Below are 21,693 nucleotides of genomic sequence, written 5' to 3' on the forward strand. Positions count from 1 at the left end.
CTCAGCCGTTGCAGGGTGACAAGCGGTCTACATCGGTGCCGCTTTCAGGACGCCGATCCAGCTCGCCGTTGGCATCGATATAGAGATGGGTCTCTGGCCACTTGGGGTTGATCTCCACACAGTCGCGGCTGTCCTTGGACCACCAGTCGAACTGCATGAAGAAGTCGGCATCGGGGAAGATATGCCCACTGTCCCCCGTGCTTTCTCCGGGCTCGATCCGGCCACGGTAGATGCTGTGCTGGACGTTCAGCACGTAGCTCAGGGTGCGCGTGCCCTGTGCCGAGTAATGCACCGTGACATCGGGCTTGGCCACGTACCAGAACAGGATCGACAGTTGAATCGCCAGCATCACCAGGGTCCAGGTCAGATTTAGCGGCGGCTCGCTGGCGGGGCCTGGCGGGGCGGTTGCAGCGTGATCATCAAACGACATCAGAGGTTTGTTCCTTGAGTTCATGGGCGCTGAAACGCTCCCGGTAAGCCTGCGGCGTCACGCCCATGGCCCGCAGAAAGCCGCGGCGCAGGGTTTCTTCACTGCCAAACCCGCACTGCGCGGCAATGCGCTTGATCGCCAGGGTGGTATCGGCCAACAGCCGGCGGGCGGTCTCGATCCGGATCAGCTCCACGGCCCGGGCCGGGGTCTGCCCGGTGTCCGCACGGTAGTGGCGCACAAAGCTGCGCTCGCTCATGCCGGCCTGCAAGGCCAGGGTCGGGATACCCAGGTCCATGGCCAGGTTCTCGGCGATCCAGGCATGCAGGTCGTCGAAACGATTGCCGTCCTGCTGCAGGGCCAGGGTCACGCTGAACTGCGACTGGCCACCGGGGCGCTTGAGAAACACCACCAGGTGCCGCGCCACTTCCAGGGCCACCCCACGGCCCAAGTCCTGCTCGACCAGAGCCAGGGCCAGGTCGATGCCGGCGGTGACCCCGGCCGAGGTCCAGACCGCGCCGTCATTGATGAAAATAGGGTTGGCCTCGACCTGCAGTTGCGGATATTCCCGTGCCAGTTGCTCGCAGCGGGTCCAGTGGGTCACCACTCGCCGGCCATCGAGCCAACCACTGGCCGCCAGCAGAAACGCCCCGGTGCAGACCGACGCCACCCGCCGCGAACGCCCGGCCTGCTGCGCCACCCATTGCACCAGGTGCGGCTCCCGGGCAGCGGCGTAGACGCCCCAGCCACCGGAAATGATCAGGGTGTCGGACGGCGCGTCCGGCGCCGGCAAGGGCTCGGCCAGCAGCGCCAGCCCGGCCGAAGTCGGCACCGGCCCGCCCGGATCGGCGATCACCGTCGCCACATAGGGCACAGGCAGACCCTGCTGGCGCAGCAGGTCATTGGCCGAGGCAAACACTTGCAGCGGCCCGGTCACATCGAGCACCTGGGCGTTGGCGAAGGCCAGCACATACACGGTTTTGGCAGCAGTAGGCATGATTGGCGTAAATCGTGGGCATCTTGGCGGATGCGCCAAAGCCTAGGGGAATAGAGTGAGGACGTCCACCCGTTTCGGGTGACCCCGAAGATTGCCCCAGGAGAGACGCGATGACGCTGCAGATCGGTTTTCTATTGTTTCCCAAGGTTCAGCAACTGGACCTCACCGGCCCCTACGATGTGCTGGCGTCGCTGCCGGACGTGAAGGTGCACCTGATCTGGAAGGACCTGGAACCGGTCACCGCCAGCACCGGCCTGGTGCTGCTGCCCACCACCACGTTCGACGACTGCCCGGCCCTGGATGTGATCTGCATTCCCGGTGGCGCCGGGGTCGGCCCGCTGATGGAGGACGAACAGACCTTGGACTTTATCCGCCGCCAGGCCGCAGGTGCGCGCTACATCACCTCGGTCTGCACCGGCTCGCTGGTGCTGGGGGCCGCCGGCCTGTTGCAGGGCAAACGCGCCACCACCCACTGGGCCTACCACGAACTGCTGGCGCCGCTGGGGGCGACTGCGGTGCAGGACCGGGTGGTGCGCGACGGCAACCTGCTGACCGGTGGCGGCATCACCGCCGGCATCGATTTCGCCCTGGCCCTGGCCGCTGAACTCTACGGCGAGGCCCGCGCGCAACTGGTGCAACTGCAACTGGAATACGCTCCGGCCCCGCCCTTCAACGCCGGCAGCCCCGGCACTGCGCCCGCCGCCGTGCTGGCCGAGGCCCGGCAATTGGTAGCCGAGTCATTCCAGGTGCGCAGCGCCGTGACCCAGCGTGCGGCGCAAAGGCTGCAGCGCTAGACACTGCGGCTCAATCAGCCGGCGAGTCAGGTGCGGCGGGATCGGCCGGCTTGCTGGCCCGGGGGTGACGCCGGCGCCGCCACAGGCCCAGCAGGTCGCGGCCGATCAGCCACAGCGCACCGGCCACGTTCAGCGCCACAAAGGCCTTGACCATAAACAGCAGCCCATCGCCCAGGGTCGGGCATTTGGGCCCGGTGCAGTGGGCGCTAACGCCCAGAGCCAGGGCGCCGGGTGACGCCAGGCACAGCGCAACGCCCAGCCACGCCACGCGCCAAACACGTGACAGGCTCGGCCTGCGGCTGACTGCGGATGTATCCACTCCATTGGAAACCCTTGGTTCAAGCGGCGTCATGCTGATCCCTGGCTGAAAAAAAGCCGCCTATTTCACCACACCCAGCGCAGCCATTTCAGGCTTTTACCGACTGCGGTGCAGCCCGAACTACCGGCCCCTGCCGGTTATTGGCCACCAACTGGGTGATCTGCCCGTCACCGTAGGCACGTTCCACCTTGCAGATCAGCACCTGATAGCCGGCGTACCACTGGCGGTACTGGCGCTTGGCTTCAAGATGCGTCGGGTGCCGGGCAAAGGCCTGGATCGACGCCTCGTCTTCCCAGTAATAACTGGCATTGACCAACTGCCCGTCAGCCGAAGTCCACGACTGGGCGCCGACGAACCCCGGCAGGCTGATGGCGATCTCGTCGATGATGGCGCTCAGGCGTTGGAACTCCTGATCCTGCTGCCCGGGTTTATAGATAAAAGCGGCGATATACATGCTGAACTCCATTGGCAAAGTGCATCAGAGGGGACTTGTCATCAGCGCCAGGCGCGCTGCCAGCAGCAACAGCACCGCCGCCAGCAGCCAGGGCTGGATCCGGGCCAGCCCCGGCCTGGCGCCGAGCCCATGGCTCAGGGCACTGCCGAACACCCCGAGCAGGGTGTGAAACACCACGCTGACCAGGGTCAGCACCAGGCCCAGGACCAGTAGCTGCAAGGCGATCGGACCGCTCCCGGGCCGCACGAACTGCGGCAGGAACACCATGAAAAACAGCAGCGCCTTGGGGTTCAGCAGGCTGTTGAGCAGCGCCCGAACCCACACCGTGGGCAGCGGCACCCGTGGCGCCTGCCGCAGGTGCTTCGGCCCACGGGCCTGCACGGCCTGGTAGGCGAGCCACAGCAGGTAGGCGACGCCGGCGTAGCGGATCAGGTCGAACGCCGGCGGCCAACCCGCCACCAGCGCCGTCACTCCGGTGGCGGTCAACAGGGTCAGCAGCACGTCCGCCGCGCCGATCCCCAGCCCGCAGGCCACGCCGCCGCGCCAGCCGTAGGCCAGGCCGTGACTGAGCACAAAGGCCATGTTCGGCCCAGGCGACAGCAGCAACAGCAGCACCGTGCCGACGAAGATCGAAAGGGTCGCCAGGTCCATCATCAGCGCAGCACTCCTGTGGAAAAGGCGCTAGATTAGAGCGCCGATCTGATACAAACAAAAAATTGATCTAGATACACGGGACCACCCTGCATGAGCCGAATCCGCTACAAACGCATCGTCGACCACCTGGCCACTCGCATCCGCAGTGGCGAGCTGGCCCCCGGCACCCAGCTACCGACCCTGCGCGCGCTGATGGCCCAGGAGCAGGTGGCGCTGGCCACTGCGCTGCGGGTCTACAACGAACTGGAGGCCATCGGCCTGGTGGTGGGCGAGCCCGGACGCGGCACTTTTGTGCGCGATAGCAGCCTGCCCCGGGGCATGGGCCTGGAGCAGCACCCGCCGCGCAGCAGCGCGGTGGACCTGACCTTCAACTACCCCGCCCTGCCCGGCCAGGCGCACCTGTTGCGTGACGGCCTGCGGGCCATCGCCGCGTCGGGCGACCTCGACGCCCTGCTGCATTCGCCACCCCAGGGCGGACGGCCCCATGAACGGCAAACCGCTGCCCGCCACCTGCGCAACCGCGCCATCCGCGTGCCCGGCGAGCAGGTGCTGATCGTCAACGGTGCCCAGCAGGGGCTGGCGGTGAGCGTGATGGCGCTGCTACAACCGGGGGATGTCCTGGCACTCGACGCCCTGACCTACCCCGGCCTGAAAACCCTGGCCCAGTTCCACCGCCTGGACCTGGAGGCACTGCCGCAACGGGACGGCCAGATGGACCTGGATGCGCTCGAAGCGCTGTGCCAGCGGCGCCCGGTGCGGGCCCTGTATTGCATGCCGACCATGCACAACCCACTGGGCACGGTGATGCCCCAGGCCGACCGGCTGCGCCTGGCGCAACTGGCCCGGCAGCATGACCTGCTGATTATCGAAGACGGCGCCTATGCCTTTCTCGCGGAACCGGCGCCCAAGCCCCTGCAAACCCTGGCCCCGGAGCGCACGCTGTACATCTCCGGGCTGTCGAAAAGCGTCGCTTCGGGCCTGCGCCTGGGGTTTATCGTGGCGCCGCTGGAGATGATCCCGGCCCTGGAACAGGCGATTCGTCTCTCGACCTGGAGCACCCCGGCGCTGACCGTGGCCCTGGGTTGTCACTGGATCGAATCGGGGCTGGTGGACAGCCTGGAGGAACAAAAGCGCGCCGACGCTCGTCGCCGGCAACGCCTGGCACGACGGGTGCTCAAGGGCTGCGAGCTGAGTGCCCACCCAGCGTCCTACTACCTCTGGCTCAGGCTCGCCCAGGGCCTGCGCGCCGACAACGTGGTCAGCCAGCTGGAACGCCAGGGCGTAGGGGTGACCTCGGCCGCGCCCTTCGCCACCACCGCCCACGTGCCGCAGGCGTTGCGGGTGGCTTTGGGCTCCATCAGCCTGGAGGCACTGGAGCAGGCGCTGCACAAAGTGCGCGATGCGGTAACCGAGCTGTAGCCGGTCGGTGCGTTAAGCACCGTGGCCTGAGTTTTTCCCGGGCATAAAAAAACCCGCCGAAGCGGGTTTTCCCAAGACCATGTCGACTCCCTGTCGGTAGCGTCCTTGCAAATGGTCGATCATCCTTGATCCTGAGCGCTTCCTGCGCTGCAGTTGATGGAGTGAAGATTAAACACAAACCTCAAGGGGCAATAGACGACATCACGGGCAGCGCGTGTAAGCCATTCGCCATAGAGGGGCTTCCGTAAACCCTTAGGACTGCGCCAGTGCCTCAGCCGCCAGGCGCGCCACCTGACGCTGGTGCCCGGCGCCCGCCTGATTCCGGTCCTCCAGAAACCAGGCCGCCGACAGGCCGCTATAAGCCAGCACCCACTGCAACAGGCGCTGGCGTGGCAGGTCGGCGGCCTCGGCAATCACCCCGACCTGCCGGGTAAAGCGCGCCGGATCGGTGGCCGTGGGCAGCTGCGGGTTGCAGATCAGGTTGGCGAAATCAAACCCGCGCTCGCCCCGCACCCGTTTCGGGTCGATGGCCAGCCAGCCGTGTTCGCCAAAGTCGAGAATATTCTCATGGTGGGCATCACCGTGCAGCACCACCACGTCACGCGGGTCGGCCAGCAATGCATCGGCGGCGACAAGGCTTTCCAGCAGCACCCCGCCTTCGCGCGCGGCCGCCGGGCGCAGCGCCTGGAACCAGCGCGCCAGGGACAACAACGAGGGCGACGGCCCGGGCCTGGGCGCATGCAGACGCGCAAGGCAGGCGCAGGCCAGACGGCTCGTCGTCCTCGCCGTGCCGGGCCAGGTCCAGCAACGAACGCCCGCCCTCGGCCCGCGCCATCAGCAGCGCCGCGCCCTCCTGGGCCAGGACCGGGGCCGCGCCCGCGCCGGCCCACCAGGCCATCAGCTGGTTGCCGATGGCTTCATCGTCATCGAGGGCAATTTTCAACATCGCCGGCACTGCGCCACGGCGTACCGGCAGCAGGCGGCTGCCATGGGTCATGATCGGTTCGCCGTCCGGCAGCAACTGCCAGCGACTCAGGTAAGGCTCGAACATCGGGTTCCCGTCAGCGCTCGGTAAAGGACGCCAGATTACCCAAAGCCGAATCCCATTGCCGGCTGATCAGCTCCAGGGAGTGCCGGGCCGCGGCCAGCTGGGTCAGCTCCAGCGCCCACAAGCGCTCGCGCCCCAGCTTGGCATCGCGCACCAGGCCGGCCTGGGCCAGCACCTGCAAGTGCTTTGTCACGGCCTGGCGGGTGATGGCGGTGCCGAGGGTCAATTGGGTGATGGATTGGGGCTCGCCAGCGCACAGGATGACGACGAGCCGCAAACGGGTCTCGTCGCCCAGTGCGGCGAAGATCAGCGCCGAGCGGTCCAGGGCCGCAACGCCGGTGAGGGTGGGTTCAGGCTGCACCAAGGTAAGTCTCGATGTTGCTCATCTGCACATCCCACCCCCGGCTGTTCATGCGAAACGCCTTGAGCCGGCGCTGCGCCGGGATGCCGTCGAAGCCCGACTCCGCTACCCGCAGCAAGGTGCCGCCGTCCATGTCTTCGAGTTCGAAGCGCACCAGGGTGGTGGGTTCGCCGGAATAGTCGAGGTGGGTGTCCACCGCATAGGGGTGCCAGCTGAAGGCAAACACCTCTTCGGGCAGCAGTTGCTCGATCAGTACATCCCAGACCAGGTACTCGTAGCCGGGGTAAGTGATCTGCCCCGTGGCGCGCTGGCCGGCGACAAAACGCTGGCCTTGCAGGGCCACGCCGAACCAATTGCCAAAGGCCTGGGCATCGGTCAACGCGTTCCAGACCTTGGCCCGGGGCGCCTTGAGCAGGATTTTTCGTTCAATGCGATCAGATGAATTCATGAGTCACCTCCAGCACTGAACACTAGTCGGCCTTGGGCCAAACGCAACCAATGAGTTGCGTTAGCCCCACCACTCATCGCAAAGGATCAGAAGCTCCACTTGGCGTTGACCATCGCATTGCGCGGTTCGCCATAGGAGCCCGAGTTGAAGGTGCCCAGGCCGTCGTAATACTTCTGGTCGAACAGGTTGTTCAGGTTCAGGCCCAGCGAAAGATGCTCGTCGACCTGGTACCGGGCCAGCAAACCGACCACTGCATAGGGGTCTTGATAGGCCTTGTAGGTGGTTCCTGAAATCTCCCGGGTGGCAAAGGACTCGCTTTGCCAGGTCAGGTTGCCGCCCACGGTCAAGCGGCTCAGGTTACCCGGCAGACGGTAGGTGGTGCCGAGCTTGAACAGGTTGATCGGCTGGTTGGCCTGCACCCGCTCGCCGTTCTTGTCATGGGATTCGCGGTAGGTATAGCCGCCGAACAGATTCCAGCCACTCGCCACTTCGCCGGAAACCTCGGCCTCCAGCCCCCGGGTCGACGTGCCGCTGATGGCCCGGTAGATCGGCTTGTTGGTTTGCAGGTTGTCACCGACGTACTCGGGGCTGTTTTTCTGCTCGACGTCAAACAGCGCCACACTGGCATTGAGCCCGCCATCGAAGAACTCGCCCTTGATGCCGATTTCGTAGTTATCGCCCTGCAGCGGATCGAGGGAGGTGTTGGCCGCCGTCTTGTAGTAGGTCTGCGGCAAAAAGATGTTGGTGTAGCTGGCGTACACCGAGTAACGGTCGTTGAGGTCATAGACGATACCGGCGTACGGGGTCAGCACCGCACTTTTCTTGGTGTTGTCGACGGTTTCCACCCCCGACGCCTCGTTGCGCGTCATGTCTTCCTGGTGCCACCAACTGACGCGCGTGCCGAGGGTGATCGACAGCGGGTCGAAGGGCTTCAAATGCAGCGCGGTATAGAGGCCGGTCTGTTTCAGGCGGGTAACGCCCTCGGCATTCTTGATGAACTTGGGACGACTGAACTCGCGTCCATCGAGCTCGAAAATATTGTCCACCGGGCGGTAATCGCCGTCGGGTCCGACGCTGGTGTAATCGGGGAAATTCAAGTGCGTGCGCGAAGTGCTACCGCCCACCACCAGCTCATGCTCGCGACCGCCCAGGGTGAACGGGCCGGAAGCATAGAGGTCCAGCGTGTCCTGGGTCTGGTAGCTGTCCAGGCGACTGATAAAGGCAAAGGCACCGGCGCCAGTCAGCGGGTCCGGGTTGGAGGCGCTGGCCGACGAACCCTCGCCTTTGCGGTAAGCGTACTGATGGCTGTACGAGGCCTTCAGACTCCAGTCGTTGCCGAGCTTGTGATCGAGCATGCTGGTGAAGTTGTAGCTGGTGTTGTCGAGAAAGCTCCAGCGGCCGGCCGGGTTGAACGAGCGGGAGAAATTGGTTTGCTGGCCGGTGCTGTAGAACAACGGGATATGCCCATAACTGGTGCCATCGGCGTTGTTGTTCTGGTAGTCCAGGCTGGTGCGCAGCACCGTGTCTTCGTTCAGGTCGATGTCCAGTGCGCCATACAGCACGCGCTTCTCCTGCTTGTACCAGTCGATGAACGAGTTCTGTTTCTGATAGGCCGCCACAAAGCGCCCGCGCACGTTGCCGGTGTCGGTCAAGGGGCCGGACACGTCGACTTCCGAACGGTACTTGTCCCACGCCCCGGCCTCGCCGGAGACATACCCCTGGAAGTCCTTGGTCGGGCGCTTGTGCACCAGGTTGATGGTGGCGGACGGAGTCCCCGCCCCACTCATCAGGCCGGTGGCGCCGCGCAGCACTTCGACACGGTCATAGATCGCCATGTCCGACAGTGCCGAGGTGAATTGCTGGGACTCGTTGGCGATCTGCGCCGGAATCCCGTCGTACTGGAAGTTCTGGATCTGAAAGCCGCGCGAGTAAAAGGTGTAGCGCTCGCTGTCGCGGTGATTGCTGCTGATCCCTGGGGTAAAGCTCAGCACCTCGTTGAGGGTGGACAGGTGCTGGTCGTCCATCAGTTGGCGAGTGATCACGCTCACCGATTGCGGGGTCTCGCGCAGGGACAGCGGCAGCTTGGTCGCCGTACTGGTGGCACCGGTGGTGTAGGACCCGCTGCCCTCGGTGGTCAGCCCCAGGGCTTGGGCGGTGACCGACGTCGCGCCCAGGTTCAGCACCGAACCCTCGCCAACGGGCACCAACCCATAACTGCCATTGGGGTTGATCACCACCGCCAGCGAGCTGCCGGCGAGCAAGCTGGCAAAACCCTGTTCGACACTGAAAGTACCGCTCAAGCCCCGGCTGCTCTTGCCCGCCGTGAGCCCGGCATCGAATGACAGGACCACGCCCGAGTCCCCGGCAAAGCGGCTGAGCACCGCGCCCAGAGGGCCGGCGCCAATGGCATAGGTTTTCTGCTGGCTGGCCGCGCGGGCCTGAGACGCAGGGTCGAGCAAGGGTTGCAGCACCCCGTAATGCAAGGCCAGGGAAGCCCCGAGCAGCGCCATGGCCAAGGGTTTCCTGCTGCTGGAAAAGTGCCGTTTATCCACCGCTGTGTATGGCCCTGCGCGCATGCTGACTCCTGAAGATTCGGTTCAAAGGTGAAGGTCTTGCAGAAGGGAGTCGAGCGAGCCTTGGCCAATCGACAATGGCCGCGGTATTTTTTTTCAGGGGGCGCTGACAGGGTGCATCAGGCCGCGACGAGGCGTGTCCAGTAGCGGGTGTGGCGCACGATCTGCACCGGCAGCGCCTGGGCAATCGCCTCCAGCGCCTGGTCGATATCGTCCAGGGGGAATGCCCCCGAGACCCGCAGATCTGCCACCTGCGGCGCGCAGCCCAGGTAGCCGCCGCGATAACGCTGCAACTCGTCGACCAGGCGCTCCAGGCGCCAGCCGTCGATCAACAGCCGGCCCCGGGCCCACTCGCCCGCATCGGGTTCCAGGGCGCTGCGGGTGAGCAGTTGTTCGGCATCAAAGCCGACGGTCTGCCCGGCCATGACCACCGTTTCGGCCAGGCCGTGACCCGGACGCACCGCCACGCCATGCTGCAACACGCTAAGGGAGGTGAAGCCGGGGCTCTGGCGCACACTGAAACGCGTGCCCAGGGCCCGCATTTCGCCTTGGGCGCTGCGCACCATAAAGGGCCGGGCGTCCTTGGCCGTCTCCACCAGGATCTCCCCCGCGCGCAACACCAGCAGGCGCAACTCGGCGCTGTAGACGATATCCACCGCGCTGTCGGTATTGAGGATCAGCCGTGTGCCATCGGCCAGTTGCAGGCTGCGCCGCTCACCGACCGCCGTGCGCTGGTCGGCCATCCACAACGGTGCCTGGCGATAGCCGGACCAACCCAGGCCACCGGCGCCCACGGCCAGCACCAGTCCCTTGAGCAGGCTGCGCCGATCCAGCAGCGGGAGCGCCGCGGCCTTGTCCATGACGTTGCAGGCCAGGCTCGCCGGCAAACCGTTCAACTGTGCCTGCAACTGCTCCACCTGCTGCCAGGCCCACTGGTGCTGCGGGCTCTTCTGGAGCCAGGCGCGGAACGCCTGTTGCAGCTCGACATCACCCGGCACTGCGGCCAGCCGCGCGACCCAGTGGGCGGCCGCGCTCAAGGCCTGGCGCTGCGGATCCTGGGCCTTCATTGATTATCCAGGGCAAAAAACAGGCAGTGCTCGGTGGCCTTGGCGATGTACTTGGTCACCGAACTGACCGACACCTGCAACTCTTCGGCAATGTCCTTGTAGGGCAGGCCCTGCAATTGCGAGAGCAGGAACGCCCGCTTCGCCTTGCGCCCCAGGCCGTCGAGCATGGCGTCCAGGCGCTGCAGGGTCTCGATCAGCAGCCAACGCTCCTCGGGGGAAATCTCCAGCCCCGGGGGTTGTTCCGCCAGGGCCTGCAAATAGGCCTGCTCCAGGGCACGGCGGCGAAAGCTGTCGATCATCACGCGCTTGGCGACCGTCACCAGAAAGTGCCGCGGCTCCTTCAACGGGCTGCCCACGCTCTTTTGCGGGTCGGCCAGCAACAGGCGGACAAAGGTGTCCTGGGCCAGGTCCGCCGCCTGCTGCGAACAGCCCAGGCGCGCGCGCAACCAGCCCACCAGCCAGCCATGGTGATCGCCGTAGAGCACGGCAATGGGTTGATGAGCGGGACAATCGGAAGCGACCGGAGGCATGAGCGCTGCGCACGTAATTGAGAATGCGTCGCAATTTAGTCCAATGTCCAAAGCGAGGCAATAGCCTCGTCGGCCTGCGCCGAGCCGCAGCGCGGATCACCCGGGAAAAATGCTAAGGTCGCCCCCGTACCCGGCCTTCAACAAGGATGACCCATGCCCCTTACGCTTTCAGATCGCTACCGCGGCAGCCTGCTCGGCCTGGCCTGCGGCGATGCGCTCGGCACCACCGTGGAATTCAAGCCGCGCGGCTCGTTCCCGGAAGTCACCGACATGACCGGCGGCGGCCCGTTCAACCTCAAGCCCGGGCAATGGACCGACGACACCTCCATGGCCCTGTGCCTGGCCGAAAGCCTGCTGAACAAGGGCGGATTCAATGCCGCCGACCAGATGGGCCGCTACCTCAACTGGTGGCAATGGGGCTACCTGAGTTCCACCGGCGACTGCTTCGATATCGGCATGACCGTGCGCGAGTCCCTGGCCCGGTTCCAGGCCAGCGGCGATCCGTTTTCCGGCTCCACCGATCCCTATAGCGCCGGCAACGGCTCACTGATGCGCCTGGCGCCGGTGGTGCTGTTCTACTTCCCCGATGAGGCGCGCATCGCCGAATTCGCCGCCAGCAGTTCGCGCACCACCCACGCTGCGCCCGAAGCCGTGGAATGCTGCCAGCTGTTTGCGCAACTGATCGCCCTGGCCCTGGCCGGCGCGAGCAAGGCGCAGCTGCGTCACGTGCCGGAATCGAGTTTCAGCCAGCCCAAGGTCGCGGCCATTGCCCAGGGCCAGTACCTGGACAAAACCCGCGAACAGATCGTCGGCAGCGGTTACTCGGTGGCGTCCCTGGAGGCCGCGCTGTGGTGCTTCCAGCACACCGACAGCTTTGCCGCCGCGGTGCTGGCCGCCAGTAACCTGGGGGACGACGCCGATACCACCGCAGCCATCGTCGGCCAGTTGGCCGGGGCCCATTACGGTGCCCAGGGCATCCCCGAAGGCTGGCTGGCCAAGCTGCACATGGGCGATGAGATCCAGGCCACGGCCGATGCCCTGCTCCAGGCTGCGCAGACCGTCCAGGCTCAACGCCAGCCGTAACCCCACCCTGTTTGAATCAAGAGACCTGCCATGCACCCACGCTTCCTGCTGTTGCTCGCCCCGCTGCTGCTGGCGCCCCAGGCCCAGGCCGACGAGTGTGACAACGCCACCACCCAACTCGACATGAACCAATGCGCCGGCAAGCAGTTCAAGGCCGCCGATCAGGAACTCAACAGCCTGTACCAGCAGATCAACCAGCGCCTCAAGGACCAGCCGCAGACCAAGAAGCTGCTGGTCACCGCGCAACGCGCCTGGGTGGCGTTTCGCGATGCCGAGTGCGACTTCGCCGCCTCCGGGGTCGAGGGCGGCAGTGTCTACCCGCTGATCCACAGCAACTGCACCACGGCCCTGACCAAGGACCGGGTCAAGGCCTTCAAGACCTACCTCAAGTGCGAAGAAGGCGACCTGAGCTGCCCGGTGCCGGGGCTCTAGCCGCTCAAGCAAAACCGGCGTGGCGCTGATGGAGTCCAGGGGGTTGCCGATCGCGCAACGCCTGGACCTCATCAGCGCCACGCCGGCGCCAGATGGGCGGGTCTAGCGGACGAAGATCTGCGCCGTGGTGATCGCCATGTCACCGCCCGGCAGCTTGATGCTGCCGATCTGCTTCATGCTGTCGGCGTCGAAAATCGCCACGTCGTTGAAGGTCCCCGCCAGGTAGATCTTGCTCCCCGCCTTGTTGAATGAAATGCAGTAGTAGGAGTGATCGAGGGTTGCCGCCTGGATCAGCTTCTTCTGCTTGATGTCGTACTTGGCCAGGCGGTTGAGCACGCCGAACATCAGGTTCGGGTCCTTGGGCGAGCGCATGCCGCTGAAATAGATTTCGGTCAGCGGGCCGAAGTCGGTGGTTTCGGTCTTGCCGGTTTTCAGGTCGACGCTGAACAGCCCGTAGAGGTAGTCGGCGGTGGCCGGGTCCTGCTTCTTGTCCTTGAACTTGGCGGCGGTGTAGAGCAGCGAGAAGTCATGGCGGAAGGTCTGCTGGTTCCACACGTAGAGCACGTCGGGGGCGCTGTAGTTGGCGCGTTTCCAGTGTCGGCTGGGGATCAGCACATCGAACTTGCCGGTCTGTACGTTGACCTTGTACACATCGGCGCCGGCCACATACAGGGTGCCGTCGTCGCCGCTCTGCATGATGGTCAGCTGGCGCGGCGCGGGGAAGCTGCGCAGCGGCTTGGCGTTCATCCCGGCGTCGGTGGCGTAGACATCCAGTCGTGGCTGCTTGACCTCGTAGCGGTCGTTGAGCATCTGGGTCGGGTTGGCCACGGTGTACAGCTCCTTGCCGTCGTGGCTGACGGTGAAGGCGAACATCGAGCGGGCCTTCTCCCCCGGCTGCTGGGTGATGCTGGCGTGGAACACCTGTTTGCAGCTGTCGAGCTCAACGCCGTAGACATCGGCGTAATGGTTGTTCAACACATAGGCGATCTTGCGGTCCGGCGACAGCTGTACCGTGCCCGGGCCGAAGGCGTCGGGCAGTTGGCAGGTCTTGTACAGGCTGTCGCTGGCCAGGTCGAGGACGTGCAGGTTGTTCGGGTAGTTGGTGGTCACCATGTATTCGTGACCGCTGTTGAGGGCCAGGCCCTCATCAGCCAACGCGGTGATGGAACAGGCGCTGAGAACCGCGCCGGCGGCCAGGCCGCACACTGTGATAGCTCGCATGCTGGAATCCTTGTGCTGTCCGGTTACTTGTCTTTGGGGAAGACGGTGCCGAGGTTGCGCCAGTTGTCGTTGGAGGCCTGGGCGTCCTTGTTCCAGTCGGGGTAGGTGCTCATCATGTCCGGCACCTGGGCCGGCCACCAGCAAGGGTCGGAGCAGCCATAGAGGTCGGCTTCCATCGGCTGGCACAGCGAGGACACGCCACCGAAGGCGTCGATTTCCCAGCCCGGGTCGGTGGTCGAGGCGCAACCGGCCACGGAGTTCATCGCCACCACTTCTTCGATGCGGTTTTCGGCGGCGGCCTGTTCCAGCTTCTGGGCTTTGTTGTTGATCGGCTTGAGATGTTTCATATCAGTGGGCCTTGCGCGGAGTGATGTAACTGCTGATGAACGCAGGGTTGTGAGCCATGATCCGGGTGTAGACCTCGATGCCGAAATCCACCCAGTCACGCATCAGTTCGCAGTAGTGATAGGTCGGGTGCGTCGGGTCGCCGTAGCGCGCATAGCTTTCGTGGTAACAGCCGCCGGAGCACAGGTTGCGAATCTGGCAGTCCTCGCAGCCGGTGTTGGTGCGGTCCAGGCGCTGGGACAGGAAGTCATTCAACTCCACCTGCTTGACCCCGCTGTGGACGTTGCCGAAGGTCGGCAGGGACGACCCGGTAAAGCGGTGGCACAGGTTGAGTTCGCCCTTGTGGTCCACCGCCAGCATCTTCAGCCCGGCGCCGCACGGCAGGGCCTTTTTGTGGCCCTCGTGGATGTCGGTGATCAGCTGGTGCAGGTTGGAGAAACCGATATTGCGGTGCTCCAGGGCCGCCTCCAGGTAACGCCGCCCCAGCTTCTTCATGTTGGCGAAGACTTCGATCAACTCCTCGCTCGACAGGTTGAAGCTGCTGATATCGCCCGAGGTCACCGGGGCGAAACCGACTTCGGCAAAACCCAGTTCGTTGAACAGGTGATCCCAGATGGTCTCGACGTCGGTGACCCCGGTGGTCAGGGTTACCCGCGCGCCCACCGGCCGGCTGTTGTAGCGCGACAGCAGCATTTCGGCCTTGCGCCGCACCACGTCATAGGTGCCCTGCCCGCCCACGGTGATGCGGTTGCGGTCGTGCACGGTCTTGGGCCCGTCGATGCTCACCGAGAGCCCGAAGCGGTGGGCATTGAGGTAGTCCACGGTGTCTTCGGTGAGCAAGGTGGCGTTGGTGGTCATGACGAACTCGACGAACTTGCCGGCCTCGCGAAAACGCTTCTCGCAGTAGTCGACCATGTACTCGATCAGCTTGCGGTTGCTCAGCGGCTCGCCGCCGAAAAACACCACGGTGAAGCGCTCTTCGTCCGGCGATTCCTTGAGCAGCATCTCCACCGAGGCCACGGCGGTGTCGATCTCCATCTTCTTGCCGGCCGAGGGCTTGTCCAGGTCTTCCTTGTAGCAGTAGGTGCAACTCAGGTTGCAGCCGGTGTTGACGTTGAGCACCACGGTGTTGATCGCCGTGCGCTCGACCCGCTTGGTGCCGATGTCCGGGGTCAGTGGCGAGCCGTCGCTGACCAGTTCCAGGGCCATCAGCTCGCGCAGGGTCTCGACCACTTCAGCGCCGCCATAGTGGCTGGCCAGGCGCTGGACCAGGTCGTCCGAAGAGCAACCCGGGCCACGCAAGGCATCGATGATGCTGCCGGTCAGTGCATCGCTGGCAAACAGCGAACTGCTGGGGATATGGAACAGCATGCGGTCGGCGTCCACCTGCACTTCGTGCAGGTTGCGCTCGACCAGATTCAAAATAGCGCCCATCGCAATCTCCTGTGCTCACCCCGGGGTTCAGGGGCGGCGGTCATTCCAGAAAAGTCGTTACAGCCCAAGGCATCGAACAACTCATGGAATGGGTGGATTGTTCCAACGTTGCACGGTGACGATCAGGTGGCCTTCGCCGGTCAGGGACTGGCCTGAGTCGTCGACGGCGGCGATCACCTTGAGGTTGCCGGCGTTGTTGGTGGACATCTTGCGCGCCGGGTTCGGCCCGGCGTCGCCCGGGGTGAACACGCCACTGTCAGCCTGCATCTGCCCGGCGAACTTGACGTCTTCGTCTTCCTTGGCGCGCTCGTCGAAGGCCTCGACCTTCCACTGCGCCGGGAATACGCCGATGCGATACGGCTTGCCATCGGCGCCCTTGCCCCAGGCTTCGGCGTCGAACCGCCCCTGGACCTTGGGCGTCGACCCGCCGCCTTCGCCAATGCGTGCCACCGAGAACGCCGGCACCACCTTGACTTCGGCGATGGCGCTGTACAGCGCCAGGTTCACGCCCTTGAGCGCTCCCACGCTGACCGCGCGCAGGCCCGGCTGGGCATTGGCCGCGGCCTTGATCCGGACCTTGATCTGCTCCGGGCTGTGGCTGACGACTTCGAGCACTTGCACGCCTTTGCCAAAGTCCGGCTGACCTTGCAGGCCACTGCCGATCAGGGTCACTTCGGTTTCGCTGCCGGCCTTGAGGTAGCCCGGTTGCACCGCCAGCAAACGGCTGGAGCCCTGCTTGGCGGCGATAAAGTCCAGGCCGCGTTCGTCGTGCTCGGCCTCGAACATCCGCCCTTGCAGGACGTTGCCCTGGGCGGCGAATACCTGGCGCATAGTGACGCCGTCGATGCTGACGTTGCCGCGCCATTCGTAGCCGCTGTAGAGGATCGCACTGCCCTCGCCATTGAACGGGCTGCCGTCGGCGTACTGGCCCTTGACGCTGACCTTGAACTGATCGCTGCCGTCGGCGGCGACGCTCATGACCCCGGCCAGTTCACCCTTGCCCGGCAGGTGGCCGCTGAAGCTCCAGTCGCCCACCAGGGCTTCGGCCCTGGGCGCGCTGCTCAGCCATTTTTTCCAGGCCGGGTTGTCCAGGGGGTAACGCTTGGCCAGCAGCGGCACCATGTCCTTGCGGGCGAGATCGAACCAGTCCCGGTCGCGGGACAGCGCCTGGTATTCCAGGGACGGCCATTGTCCGAGGTGGAAGTTGACCAGCCGCTCCCATTCCTCGGCCGGCCGCCGTTGCAGCGCGACCCGCGCGCCGGAGTGGCAGCGGCCGCACATCTGGCTGGTCTGTTCGTCGAACTGCTCAACGGTGTTCAGGCGCCGCTCCAGGGCGTAGCGCACGCCATCGGTTTCGCTGGGCGCCAGGCCCTGGGTGTCGGCCAGGTATTTGACCAGGGTTCGCCGGTCGTCATCGCTGATCTGCAAGCCATGCATGGTCTGCATGCGGGCAATGCTCATCAGCCAGCCTTCCGGGGTCTTGCGCTGGTGGCTGATGCGGCTCAGGCCATTGTCGGCCTCGGGCGTGTGGCAGCCCTGGCAGGTTTCCCGGAGGATGCTGGGGGCATCGCGCGCGGCCAGTGTGGGCGGGGAATGCAAGGCACTGCATACAGCCATCGCCAGCAGGCCGCTGGTCATGCCTGCTCGGATTTTTCTCTTCATCAACGTCAAACCTCCCACGGAGCTTTCTTATTTTTAGTGCGTCGTTTTTATGGTTTCTGCCACGCCCGGCTAGGCCGGTCATGGAGGCAAGAGAAACGTCTGCGGTGAGCAATACACGGAGCGTGCCAGCTTATTATTGTTCACTGAATCAAAGGCTTGTCGGCGCCTGGTGACGATACGGGGCGGTTCCGGGCCCGGACTGCCGTTCAATTTCGCGACACGGTTCTCAGTCTGATACAGCAGCATGGCGCAGGCGCCGCGCCTGTAAAGGCCGATTGTGTCGAGCGCGACGCACGGGACGAGGCGCAACCCGAAGCGCCTGGTCCGCTGATCGGGCAAGCCTGCTAGGATGCGCGCTTAACCGCTTCAGCCCACCGGCCCGGACGTGGCCAGACAGGAACCCCGACATGCTCAATGCTCTGCTTTTCGACCTCGACGGCACCCTGACCGATACCGACCAATTGCACCTTCTGGCCTTGCAACAATTGCTGCTGGAGGAGGACGACCGGGTGTTCACTGCCGACGAGTTCGAAGCCCACGTCAGTGGCCAGGCCAATGCCAATATGTGCCGCTACCTGTTTCCACACCGGTCGGTGGCTGAACATGAAGCCTTCGCCGACCGCAAGGAAGTGCGCTTTCGCCAACTGTCGCCCCAACTGACCCCGATGCCAGGCCTGGTGCGCCTGCTGGACTTCGCCCGCGAGCAAGGCATCGCCATGTGCGTGGTGACCAACGCGCCGCGCGCCAACGCCGAGCACATGTTGCAGGTACTGGGCCTGCGCGAGCGTTTCGAGACCGTGCTGGTGGCCGAAGAGTTGCCCCGGGCCAAGCCCGATCCCCTGCCCTACCTCACCGGCCTTGAGCGCCTGAACGCACGGGCCGACAGCAGCCTGGCCTTCGAGGACTCGATTCCCGGCCTGACCGCCGCAGTCAAGGCAGGGATTTTCACCGTGGGCCTGGCCACCAGCCAAAGCCGCGAAACCCTGCTCGCCGCCGGCGCCCATCTGGTGATCGAGGATTTCAACGACCCACTCCTGTGGCAGCAGATCGAACGCATGCTCGGCGCCAGGCCCTAGGTGAAACACGCCCAGCGCAAAAACACCGCCCGATGGAGCAGTGCCTGAAACGTCTTGAGCAGGTGATCTGCCAGGAACCGGCAGAGAGAGAAAAGAAGCTCGCCCATTTATTTCGACCGTGTTGCTTGGTGTCGAAACACCCCCCTTAGGCTGGGCGAGCTGCAGCAATATAGGTCTATGGCCCGGGGCATTCCATCGGACATGTCCCAAAGTCCCGGCGCTTTTTCTGGTACTCGCCTAGATTGATAGTCGTCACTTGCAAAAAACCCAGCCAGGCCCGCCAACACGCGGGCCTGTTTTTGCAGGTGGACCGTTTTTCAGCTTGTTCCAGACAACGGAAAACCCAGCTCAGCGGATCCGAAGCGCCAGAAAGCCTTAGGCAACCAATTGTTATTTAAGGTTTTTTTGAAGACAAAACTCAGTAATCGCACGCGTCTGCCGATGGTGTTTGCACAGGATCCAGGGAGCAACAGCAATGAGAAACAATCAACCCGTCACCCAACGTGAGGTGGCGCTCGCCGCACAGCAAAAACTCATCTCGACCACCGATGCTCGCGGAGTCATTACTTACTGCAACGACGCGTTCGTCGAAATCAGCGGTTTCGATCGGGCCGACCTGATTGGCGCGCCGCAAAATATCGTGCGCCATCCGGACGTGCCGCCAGCGGTCTTTGCCCATATGTGGGCGGCCCTCAAGCTGGGCAATCCGTGGATGGGGATCGTCAAGAATCGTTCGAAAAACGGCGACCACTATTGGGTCAACGCCTACGTCACGCCGATTTTCGAAGGCAGCCAAGTGGTCGGTTACGAGTCGGTACGGGTCAAGCCCACCGCCGACCAGATCCGCCGCGCGCAAGCGCTGTACCAGCGTCTGAACCAGGGCCGCGCAGCAATCCCGAGCCGCCAGCGCTGGCAACCGGCGCTGCTGTGCTGGCTGCCGTTGCTGGCCATGGCCCTGATCGGCAGCCTGAGCGCCACCCTGCTTGCCCCACCCCTGGCCTTTGCCCTGAGCGCCATGGTGTCGCTGCCCCTCGGGCTGTTCGCCTGGCAGCGCCAGCAGGCTGCGGCCCAGCGCTTGCTGCACTTGGCCGACGCCTCCACGTGTGATGGGCTGCTAGCGCAGATGTACAGCGATCAACAGGGTGACCAGGGGCGGCTGGAGACGGCCTTTGTCAGCCAGGATGCCCGCCTGAAAACCTGCCTCACACGCTTGCAGGACACCGCCGAACAGCTCACCGAACAGGCGCGCCGCGCAGGCAGCCTGGCGGTCGACAGCTCCCGCGGCCTGGACCGCCAGCGCGCCGAAACCGAACAGGTGTCGACCGCGGTCAACCAGATGGCCGCCACCACCCAGGAAGTCGCCAGCCACGTGCAACGCACTGCCGACGCCACCCAGGAAGCCAATGTGCTGACCCGCCGTGGCCGCGAAGTGGCCCGCGATACCCGCGAGGCGATCCAGAAACTGTCCAACGTGGTCGGGGAAACCGGGGAAACCGTGGCCCAACTGGCCCGTGACAGCAACCAGATCGGCAGCGTGGTCGATGTGATCAAAGGCATTGCCGACCAGACCAACCTGCTGGCCCTGAACGCCGCGATCGAGGCGGCCCGGGCCGGGGACATGGGACGCGGGTTTGCCGTGGTCGCCGACGAAGTCCGTCAACTGGCGCAGCGCACGGCCGAATCCACCACGCAAATCCACGACCTGATCAGCAAGTTGCAGAGCTCGTCCAATAACGCGGTGCAAACCATGGAGCACGGTCAGCGTCAGGCCGAAGAAGGCGTGGCCTGGGTGCTGGAGGCCGACAAGGCCCTGGTGGGGATCAGCGAAGCGGTGGCTAACATCACTGAAATGACCACCCAGATTGCCGCCGCCACCGAAGAGCAAAGCGCCGTCGCCGAGGAGATCAGCCGCAACATCAGCACCATTGCCGAGCTGGCCGACCAGTCGTCGGAACAGGCCCATCACTCGGCACAGGTCAGCCAGGAACTGACCCAGACCGCCACTACCCAGTACTCGTTGGTGGAGCGTTTCAACCGCTAGCCGTCAGCCCCAGGCCCGCTGCCAGGCGGCGTCTGGGGCCGACTACCGGGGTCAGTTGGCGGTCAACTGCTGCTCGTACTCCTTGACATAGCCATTGGCCAATTGGTCCTTCTGCTTGTCGTCGAGGATCTTGCCGGCCATCTGGAAGAACTTCTGCTCTTCTTCATGCAGATGGTGATGCACCTTCTCCGAGAGTTTTTTCGCCGTGGCCAGCCAGGCCGGGCTCGACATCTCGGTCTCGTCCAACTCTTCCATCAACTCATCCATCGCGTGGTGCTCGGAGATCGCATGGCGGCTGAGGTCGACGCCATTGTCGTGCTCCATCAGCGGCACGTAGAAAAACCGCTCTTCGGCCGTCTCGTGGGCCTGCAACTCGGCCTTGAGCTGGGCATAGGCTGCGGTGCGCTCGGGGGTGTCGCCTGAAGTGCGCACCAGAGCCTCGGCATAGCTGCGCTGCCGGTCGTGACTTTCGCGCAGGGCTTCGAATATGTTCAAGGGCAATCCTCCAGGTTTATGGGGCCATCTTTGCCTAGACCCTGGCGCCGAGGCGGCGGTTCAACCCAATCCCGTGCGGGCTGTCGGGAAGCTGAACAGAAGCCGGCTACGCCAACGCAGGTCCAGGGCCGCAGTTACAATTTGATACTTTCTCCCCTCCCGCAGATCACGGCCATGACCGAAGACTTCGAAGTGCCCAGCCCCCACGAGAAACACCTGGAACACGTGGCCGAACACGCCCATGCCCTGAGCGATACCTTTGCCAGCAAGATCGCGGTGATGACCGCCATCATGGCCACCCTGGGCGCACTGCTCAGCTACCAGGCGGGGTCCACCGAAAGTGAAGCGGCGATGGACAAGAACAATGCGGCAATGAAGAAGACCGAAGCCGCCAACCAGTGGAACTACTACCAGGCCAAATCCAGCCGCCAGAACCTGGCGGAACTGGCAGTGCACATCCCCGGGCTCGATGCCGCGCATTACGCCAGCGAGGCCCATCGCTACCAGGAGCAGAAGGAAGGGCTGCGCCAGCAAGCCGAAGCCCTGGAAGCGCAAGCCCGCGAGTGGGACGACAAATCCGAAGCCGCCCTGCATCAGCACCATCGCTGGGCCCAGGCCATGACCGCGATTCAGATCGCCATCTCCCTGGCCGCCATCACCCTGCTGACCCGCAAGGAATGGCTGAAAAAACTCGCCTACACCGCCGCCAGCGCCAGCGTGCTACTGGGAGGCCTGGCCTGGCTGCACCTATAACCGCCACGGCGCCCCCATACCGTAGCCGCTGCCGAAGGCTGCGCTGGCCCTCACTCACCC

General features: G+C 64.5%; 21 protein-coding genes and 3 pseudogenes. 8 read left to right on the forward strand and 16 right to left on the reverse strand.

All coding sequences use genetic code 11. The features are described from left to right. Window position 1: 1 nt before the first annotated feature. Together JFU57_RS30485 and JFU57_RS30490 are read right to left on the reverse strand one after the other, a co-directional pair. Entirely contained in the window at window positions 2-430 is a 429-nt protein-coding gene (locus JFU57_RS30485; RefSeq protein ID WP_201131823.1) for a hypothetical protein, read from the reverse strand. Next, window positions 420-1,424 carry a GlxA family transcriptional regulator gene (locus JFU57_RS30490; protein WP_201131824.1) on the reverse strand — a complete coding sequence of 335 codons (1,005 nt, stop codon included), beginning with the start codon at window positions 1,422-1,424 and terminating at the stop codon, window positions 420-422. Before JFU57_RS30490 ends, JFU57_RS30485 begins: the two co-directional genes overlap by 11 nt. 110 nt (window positions 1,425-1,534) lie before the next feature. Here JFU57_RS30490 and inhA point away from each other — a divergent pair, with 110 nt between their 5' ends. Further along, the gene (gene inhA, locus JFU57_RS30495) at window positions 1,535-2,218 is read left to right on the forward strand and encodes an isonitrile hydratase (protein WP_201131825.1); all 684 of its coding nucleotides are present in this window, start codon (window positions 1,535-1,537) and stop codon (window positions 2,216-2,218) included. 10 nt (window positions 2,219-2,228) lie between these two features. Here inhA and JFU57_RS30500 read toward each other — a convergent pair whose 3' ends face one another. From JFU57_RS30500 to JFU57_RS30510, 3 genes are all read right to left on the reverse strand, one after another. Beyond that, window positions 2,229-2,537: a hypothetical protein gene (locus JFU57_RS30500; protein WP_201131826.1), complete on the reverse strand. Its 309-nt coding sequence runs from the start codon at window positions 2,535-2,537 to the stop codon at window positions 2,229-2,231. An 88-nt stretch (window positions 2,538-2,625) separates the two neighbouring features. Beyond that, a complete protein-coding gene (locus JFU57_RS30505) occupies window positions 2,626-2,991 on the reverse strand; it encodes an antibiotic biosynthesis monooxygenase family protein (protein ID WP_201131827.1) in 366 nt (121 codons plus the stop codon). Between the two features lie 24 nt (window positions 2,992-3,015). Next, window positions 3,016-3,645 carry a LysE family translocator gene (locus JFU57_RS30510; RefSeq protein ID WP_201131828.1) on the reverse strand — a complete coding sequence of 210 codons (630 nt, stop codon included), beginning with the start codon at window positions 3,643-3,645 and terminating at the stop codon, window positions 3,016-3,018. 90 nt (window positions 3,646-3,735) lie between these two features. Between JFU57_RS30510 and JFU57_RS30515 the strand changes: the two genes are divergently transcribed. After that, on the forward strand, window positions 3,736-5,064 hold the full coding sequence (locus tag JFU57_RS30515; RefSeq protein WP_201131829.1) for an aminotransferase-like domain-containing protein: 1,329 nt from the start codon (window positions 3,736-3,738) through the stop codon (window positions 5,062-5,064). A 252-nt stretch (window positions 5,065-5,316) separates the two neighbouring features. On the opposite strand, the pseudogene JFU57_RS30520 reads toward JFU57_RS30515, so the two are convergent. The 6 genes and pseudogenes from JFU57_RS30520 to JFU57_RS30545 form a co-directional block, all read right to left on the reverse strand. After that, window positions 5,317-6,115: pseudogene (locus JFU57_RS30520) on the reverse strand (aminoglycoside phosphotransferase family protein). Window positions 6,116-6,125: 10 nt separating this feature from the next. Next, the gene (locus tag JFU57_RS30525; protein WP_238596246.1) at window positions 6,126-6,473 is read right to left on the reverse strand and encodes an ArsR/SmtB family transcription factor; all 348 of its coding nucleotides are present in this window, start codon (window positions 6,471-6,473) and stop codon (window positions 6,126-6,128) included. Further along, the gene (locus JFU57_RS30530; RefSeq protein ID WP_078473860.1) at window positions 6,463-6,921 is read right to left on the reverse strand and encodes an SRPBCC family protein; all 459 of its coding nucleotides are present in this window, start codon (window positions 6,919-6,921) and stop codon (window positions 6,463-6,465) included. Before JFU57_RS30530 ends, JFU57_RS30525 begins: the two co-directional genes overlap by 11 nt. An 86-nt stretch (window positions 6,922-7,007) precedes the next feature. Next, complete coding sequence (locus tag JFU57_RS30535; RefSeq protein WP_078473861.1) at window positions 7,008-9,497, reverse strand: TonB-dependent siderophore receptor; 2,490 nt, start codon at window positions 9,495-9,497, stop codon at window positions 7,008-7,010. A gap of 116 nt (window positions 9,498-9,613) precedes the next feature. Continuing rightward, the gene (locus JFU57_RS30540; RefSeq protein WP_201131830.1) at window positions 9,614-10,561 is read right to left on the reverse strand and encodes a FecR domain-containing protein; all 948 of its coding nucleotides are present in this window, start codon (window positions 10,559-10,561) and stop codon (window positions 9,614-9,616) included. Then, window positions 10,558-11,091, reverse strand: coding sequence for a sigma-70 family RNA polymerase sigma factor (locus tag JFU57_RS30545; RefSeq protein ID WP_201131831.1), 534 nt, complete (start codon window positions 11,089-11,091; stop codon window positions 10,558-10,560). Before JFU57_RS30545 ends, JFU57_RS30540 begins: the two co-directional genes overlap by 4 nt. A 153-nt stretch (window positions 11,092-11,244) precedes the next feature. On the opposite strand from JFU57_RS30545, the gene JFU57_RS30550 reads away from it, so the two are divergent. Next, window positions 11,245-12,174 carry an ADP-ribosylglycohydrolase family protein gene (locus tag JFU57_RS30550; protein WP_201131832.1) on the forward strand — a complete coding sequence of 310 codons (930 nt, stop codon included), beginning with the start codon at window positions 11,245-11,247 and terminating at the stop codon, window positions 12,172-12,174. Between the two features lie 30 nt (window positions 12,175-12,204). After that, on the forward strand, window positions 12,205-12,606 hold the full coding sequence (locus JFU57_RS30555) for a lysozyme inhibitor LprI family protein (protein WP_201131833.1): 402 nt from the start codon (window positions 12,205-12,207) through the stop codon (window positions 12,604-12,606). 102 nt (window positions 12,607-12,708) lie between these two features. On the opposite strand, the gene peaD is transcribed toward JFU57_RS30555, so the two are convergent. From peaD to peaA, 4 genes are all read right to left on the reverse strand, one after another. Then, window positions 12,709-13,827, reverse strand: a complete 1,119-nt coding sequence (gene peaD, locus JFU57_RS30560) for a quinohemoprotein amine dehydrogenase subunit beta (protein ID WP_078473865.1) — start codon at window positions 13,825-13,827, stop codon at window positions 12,709-12,711. Between the two features lie 23 nt (window positions 13,828-13,850). Next, the gene (qhpC, locus tag JFU57_RS30565; RefSeq protein WP_078473866.1) at window positions 13,851-14,174 is read right to left on the reverse strand and encodes a quinohemoprotein amine dehydrogenase subunit gamma; all 324 of its coding nucleotides are present in this window, start codon (window positions 14,172-14,174) and stop codon (window positions 13,851-13,853) included. Between the two features lies 1 nt (window position 14,175). Beyond that, on the reverse strand, window positions 14,176-15,606 hold the full coding sequence (gene peaB / locus JFU57_RS30570; protein WP_078473867.1) for a quinohemoprotein amine dehydrogenase maturation protein: 1,431 nt from the start codon (window positions 15,604-15,606) through the stop codon (window positions 14,176-14,178). A gap of 81 nt (window positions 15,607-15,687) precedes the next feature. Then, window positions 15,688-17,268 carry a quinohemoprotein amine dehydrogenase subunit alpha gene (gene peaA, locus JFU57_RS30575; protein ID WP_201131834.1) on the reverse strand — a complete coding sequence of 527 codons (1,581 nt, stop codon included), beginning with the start codon at window positions 17,266-17,268 and terminating at the stop codon, window positions 15,688-15,690. Between the two features lie 407 nt (window positions 17,269-17,675). Between peaA and JFU57_RS30580 the strand changes: the two genes are divergently transcribed. The 3 genes and pseudogenes from JFU57_RS30580 to JFU57_RS33770 all read left to right on the forward strand — a co-directional run. After that, the gene (locus JFU57_RS30580; protein ID WP_078473869.1) at window positions 17,676-18,344 is read left to right on the forward strand and encodes an HAD family hydrolase; all 669 of its coding nucleotides are present in this window, start codon (window positions 17,676-17,678) and stop codon (window positions 18,342-18,344) included. Window positions 18,345-18,819: 475 nt separating this feature from the next. Next, window positions 18,820-19,092: pseudogene (locus tag JFU57_RS33765) on the forward strand (PAS domain-containing protein); the annotation flags it as partial. A 348-nt stretch (window positions 19,093-19,440) separates the two neighbouring features. Then, window positions 19,441-20,385 (forward strand): annotated as a pseudogene (locus tag JFU57_RS33770) (methyl-accepting chemotaxis protein); the annotation flags it as partial. 51 nt (window positions 20,386-20,436) lie between these two features. Here JFU57_RS33770 and JFU57_RS30590 read toward each other — a convergent pair. After that, window positions 20,437-20,880 (reverse strand): hemerythrin domain-containing protein, encoded by a 444-nt coding sequence (locus JFU57_RS30590; RefSeq protein WP_078473871.1) that lies wholly within the window; start codon window positions 20,878-20,880, stop codon window positions 20,437-20,439. A 174-nt stretch (window positions 20,881-21,054) separates the two neighbouring features. Between JFU57_RS30590 and JFU57_RS30595 the strand changes: the two genes are divergently transcribed. Next, entirely contained in the window at window positions 21,055-21,633 is a 579-nt protein-coding gene (locus tag JFU57_RS30595) for a DUF4337 domain-containing protein (protein WP_201131836.1), read from the forward strand. The last annotated feature ends 60 nt before the right edge of the window (window positions 21,634-21,693 follow it).

The organism is Pseudomonas sp. TH07, from assembly GCF_016651285.1.
GTDB lineage: Bacteria > Pseudomonadota > Gammaproteobacteria > Pseudomonadales > Pseudomonadaceae > Aquipseudomonas.

Bases quoted from the DNA above. Each gene is read 5' to 3' on its own strand.
- JFU57_RS30555 (WP_201131833.1), top strand. From the start codon at position 12,205: ATGCACCCACGCTTCCTGCTGTTGCTCGCCCCGCTGCTGCTGGCGCCC.
- peaA (WP_201131834.1), bottom strand. From the start codon at position 17,268: ATGAAGAGAAAAATCCGAGCAGGCATGACCAGCGGCCTGCTGGCGATG.
- inhA (WP_201131825.1), top strand. From the start codon at position 1,535: ATGACGCTGCAGATCGGTTTTCTATTGTTTCCCAAGGTTCAGCAACTG.
- JFU57_RS30510 (WP_201131828.1), bottom strand. From the start codon at position 3,645: ATGATGGACCTGGCGACCCTTTCGATCTTCGTCGGCACGGTGCTGCTG.
- JFU57_RS30530 (WP_078473860.1), bottom strand. From the start codon at position 6,921: ATGAATTCATCTGATCGCATTGAACGAAAAATCCTGCTCAAGGCGCCC.
- peaD (WP_078473865.1), bottom strand. From the start codon at position 13,827: ATGCGAGCTATCACAGTGTGCGGCCTGGCCGCCGGCGCGGTTCTCAGC.
- JFU57_RS30550 (WP_201131832.1), top strand. From the start codon at position 11,245: ATGCCCCTTACGCTTTCAGATCGCTACCGCGGCAGCCTGCTCGGCCTG.
- JFU57_RS30545 (WP_201131831.1), bottom strand. From the start codon at position 11,091: ATGCCTCCGGTCGCTTCCGATTGTCCCGCTCATCAACCCATTGCCGTG.
- JFU57_RS30540 (WP_201131830.1), bottom strand. From the start codon at position 10,561: ATGAAGGCCCAGGATCCGCAGCGCCAGGCCTTGAGCGCGGCCGCCCAC.
- JFU57_RS30490 (WP_201131824.1), bottom strand. From the start codon at position 1,424: ATGCCTACTGCTGCCAAAACCGTGTATGTGCTGGCCTTCGCCAACGCC.
- JFU57_RS30595 (WP_201131836.1), top strand. From the start codon at position 21,055: ATGACCGAAGACTTCGAAGTGCCCAGCCCCCACGAGAAACACCTGGAA.
- JFU57_RS30515 (WP_201131829.1), top strand. From the start codon at position 3,736: ATGAGCCGAATCCGCTACAAACGCATCGTCGACCACCTGGCCACTCGC.
- peaB (WP_078473867.1), bottom strand. From the start codon at position 15,606: ATGGGCGCTATTTTGAATCTGGTCGAGCGCAACCTGCACGAAGTGCAG.
- JFU57_RS30485 (WP_201131823.1), bottom strand. From the start codon at position 430: ATGTCGTTTGATGATCACGCTGCAACCGCCCCGCCAGGCCCCGCCAGC.
- JFU57_RS30535 (WP_078473861.1), bottom strand. From the start codon at position 9,497: ATGCGCGCAGGGCCATACACAGCGGTGGATAAACGGCACTTTTCCAGC.
- JFU57_RS30580 (WP_078473869.1), top strand. From the start codon at position 17,676: ATGCTCAATGCTCTGCTTTTCGACCTCGACGGCACCCTGACCGATACC.
- JFU57_RS30505 (WP_201131827.1), bottom strand. From the start codon at position 2,991: ATGTATATCGCCGCTTTTATCTATAAACCCGGGCAGCAGGATCAGGAG.
- qhpC (WP_078473866.1), bottom strand. From the start codon at position 14,174: ATGAAACATCTCAAGCCGATCAACAACAAAGCCCAGAAGCTGGAACAG.